This window comes from uncultured Mycobacterium sp. (assembly GCF_964249325.1).
GTDB lineage: Bacteria > Actinomycetota > Actinomycetes > Mycobacteriales > Mycobacteriaceae > Mycobacterium.
In genome coordinates this window covers 1-3,027 of sequence record NZ_CAXUCH010000364.1, presented here as the reverse complement: position 1 = coordinate 3,027, position 3,027 = coordinate 1, and the positions used below count along the sequence as shown (strand labels likewise).

Here is a 3,027-nt window from a genome sequence, read left to right as displayed (position 1 = left end):
CCTGACACCCCCGGAGGCGTTTGTGAAGGACCAAACCGATCTATATCAGCCGTTCAGCCGAGCTGGTCGCCGATCTCCTTGGCCGCCTCCACGAGAGCCGCCGCGACCGCCGGATACTGCGATTTGGGCAATCGGTGTTGCGGCGCAGCGAGATTCAATGCCAGTGCAAGCCCGGGCGCGCGGGTCAGTATCGGTACCGCAACAGAGGCGACGCCTTCCTCGCTTTCCTCGCGGTTGACGGCATAACCGCGTTCGCGCACCCGCACAAGCTCGGTTTCCAATGCGGTGCGGCTGTCGATCGAATGCGGCGTAATGCGTTCCAGCTCTTCGTCTGGCAGCAGCTGACGCAGTTCCTGTTCCGACAACTGCGCCAGCATGGCCTTGCCCGTCGACGTGCAATGCGCCGGCATGGTGCGGCCGAGCCGCGAGGCCACCCGGACGGCGGTGGGGCCTTCGACCGCGGCGATGAACCGTACGGAGGCACCGTCGAGCATCCCCACATGCATGGTTTCCCGCAGACGTTCGCTGAGCGCACGCAGCACCGGCGTGGCAGTCCGCTGAATGTCGATGCGGCCGAAAATTGCAAACGCCACACTGGTCAACGCCGGGCCCGGCCCGTAAGCCTTCGACACCGGATCTTGGCGAACAAACCCCCGGTAGGCCAACATCGCCAGCAGCCGGTGCGCGGTCGACGATGCCACTCCCAGATAACGAGTCGCCTCGCTCAACCGGATTTCGGGTTGCTCACCCAACAACAGCAGCAGCTTCAGCGCCTTGTCGACCGACTCGATCGGATACTGCGGCGCCAGCGAGTCGGCGGCACGCTGCCTCTTTTCGCGCATGTCAAAGACCGTACCTGCGATAGCGTACGAACATCATGCTTACACAATCGGATTTCGTCGGCCGACGCGACTGCGTGCATCGCGGCCGTGCTGGCGGCGCTCGCGCTGACGCAGCTGGGCTGCACGACATCGGTGGGCAGCGGGTGCGGGCGCGCGCTCTGCGGCCGGGTCAGGCATCCTGGTTCCCATGACCGTCGTCTCCCTGCTGCAGGCGATCCCGCCCCTGACGGTCTATCTGGTGGTGGGCGTCGTGGTGGGGGTCGAAAGTCTGGGCGTCCCGCTTCCCGGGGAGATCGTGCTGGTCACGGCGGCGCTGATGTCGTCGCACCACGAACTGGCGGTCAACCCGGTCGGCGTCGGCGCCGCCGGGGTGGTTGGAGCCGCGGTCGGTGACTCGATCGGTTATACGGTTGGCCGGCGGCTCGGGATGCCGCTTTTCGACTGGTTGGGCCGACGTTTCCCCAGGCACTTCGGTCCCGGCCACGTCGCCTTCGCCGAGCGGCTGTTCGACGGGTGGGGCACGCGAGCGGTGTTTTTCGGCCGGTTCATCGCGCTGCTGCGGATCTTCGCCGGCCCGCTGGCCGGCGCACTGAAGATGCGCTATCCGCGGTTTCTCCTGGCCAACGTCTCCGGCGCCATCTGCTGGGCCGGGGGCACCACCGCGCTGATCTATTACGCCGGGGTCGCCGCCGAGCGCTGGCTGACCCGCTTTTCCTGGATCGCCCTGGTGGTCGCCGTCGTGGCCGGCGCCATCGCCGCGGCCTTGCTGCGGGAACGCACCTCCCGCGCGATCGCCGAACTCGAAGCCGAGCACGCCGACAAATCGGGCAGTGCTGCCGGCTAGCGTCTACGGATTTCGGTGCTGCTCGATGAGCATGCGGGCCATGGCTTTTGCCCGCTGCGCCGCTTCGACGTCGCCTTCGGCCGCCGAGATGATCGAGCCTTTCATCAAGATGTGCCAGGACCGAGCAAAGTTCTCGACATCGCGCAACCCGGCCGCCTGGGCGCGCTGACGCACAATGTCGCGAATGTTGTCCAGGTAAGCGATACTGGCCTGCCCGGCCGGATGCTCGGCACCCATCTCGAGCAAGACGTTGATGAACGAGCAGCCCTCGAAGCCGTCGCGGGTCTGAAACCAGTCGTCGAAGACGTCGAAAATCGCCAGGAGTTGTTCTTCGGGAGTGTTGCCGCGCCGCCGTGACTGGCGCTCGACCAAACCGAGGGTCCACAGTTGCTCGCGGCGTTCGAGCACCGCCAGCACAAGGTCGTTTTTGCTGGGGAAGTGCCGGTAAAGCGTGGCTTTGGCGACACCTGCCCGCTCGACCACCTCGTCGGTTCCGACCGCGCGGACGCCCCGGCGAGTGAAAAGGTCGTACGCCGTGCTCAAGATGCGTTCTCGAGCCGACGCCGTCGCGGTCGATGCGACATCGGTGCTCGTCATAGCCGCCTTACCATACTCTTAGCCGCCTTCTGTAGACAGACCGACCTGTCTAGTTATAGAAAAGAGATCTCCAACGTTTCACGGTCTGTCTTAAGACGTGTAGGACGGACATCCATCGCCGGCGCCGCAAGCGCCAGACGATTAGGAGTCCACGATGAATGTTTCCGCCGCAGAATTTCTTCCTAGCAGCCTCAACCATCTGACGCTGAGCACGCGTCTGGTCGCAGAGCTGGGCGGTGCCCGCAGTACGTTGCGGGCGACCACCCAGCGGAGCGGCTCAGCGGTGATGGTCTACGCCGGCGGCGAGGTCGATGCATGCAACGAGAACACCTGGCGACGGTTATTGGACGAGGCGGCCGCTGCAGTCAGCCCGCCGGGACCGCTCGTTGTTGACACCAACGGGCTGGATTTCGTTGGCTGCTGCGCCTTCTCAGTGCTCGCTGAGGAGGCCAGGCGGTGCCGGGATCGCGGTGTCGAACTACGCCTGGTCAGCCTGCAGCCGGTCGTCGCACGTACCGTCGTGGCGTGCGGGCTGACCGGTCTGCTGCCCGTCGACCAAAGTGTCGATGCCGCCTTGTCGGCGGTTGCCGTTCCCGAGTAGTCCTGCGCTAGCTAGCCGCAGATGCGTTGGGCCAAAAGGTCTTTACCGGGTCCACACAGCTGTTTCAGAGCGTCCGGGCGCGCGGCCATGGCCATCAGCAGCGCCTCTGCGGGCCCGCTGACCTCGGGGCCGCTGCCGTAGGC

The 3,027-nt window shown here is 65.6% G+C and carries 4 protein-coding genes and 1 pseudogene; 2 read left to right on the top strand and 3 right to left on the bottom strand.

Features of this window, described 5'->3' with window-relative positions:
* Positions 1-53: 53 nt before the first annotated feature.
* Positions 54-842, bottom strand: a complete 789-nt coding sequence (locus ACFE99_RS24500) for an IclR family transcriptional regulator (RefSeq protein WP_375489398.1) — start codon at positions 840-842, stop codon at positions 54-56.
* A 187-nt stretch (positions 843-1,029) separates the two neighbouring features.
* On the opposite strand from ACFE99_RS24500, the gene ACFE99_RS24495 reads away from it, so the two are divergent.
* Complete coding sequence (locus ACFE99_RS24495) at positions 1,030-1,686, top strand: DedA family protein (RefSeq protein ID WP_375489396.1); 657 nt, start codon at positions 1,030-1,032, stop codon at positions 1,684-1,686.
* A 3-nt stretch (positions 1,687-1,689) separates the two neighbouring features.
* On the opposite strand, the gene ACFE99_RS24490 is transcribed toward ACFE99_RS24495, so the two are convergent.
* Positions 1,690-2,283, bottom strand: coding sequence for a TetR/AcrR family transcriptional regulator (locus ACFE99_RS24490; RefSeq protein WP_375489394.1), 594 nt, complete (start codon positions 2,281-2,283; stop codon positions 1,690-1,692).
* Positions 2,284-2,437: 154 nt separating this feature from the next.
* On the opposite strand from ACFE99_RS24490, the gene ACFE99_RS24485 reads away from it, so the two are divergent.
* The gene (locus ACFE99_RS24485) at positions 2,438-2,884 is read left to right on the top strand and encodes an anti-sigma factor antagonist (RefSeq protein ID WP_375489392.1); all 447 of its coding nucleotides are present in this window, start codon (positions 2,438-2,440) and stop codon (positions 2,882-2,884) included.
* 11 nt (positions 2,885-2,895) lie between these two features.
* On the opposite strand, the pseudogene ACFE99_RS24480 reads toward ACFE99_RS24485, so the two are convergent.
* Positions 2,896-3,027: pseudogene (locus tag ACFE99_RS24480) on the bottom strand (DinB family protein); the annotation flags it as partial.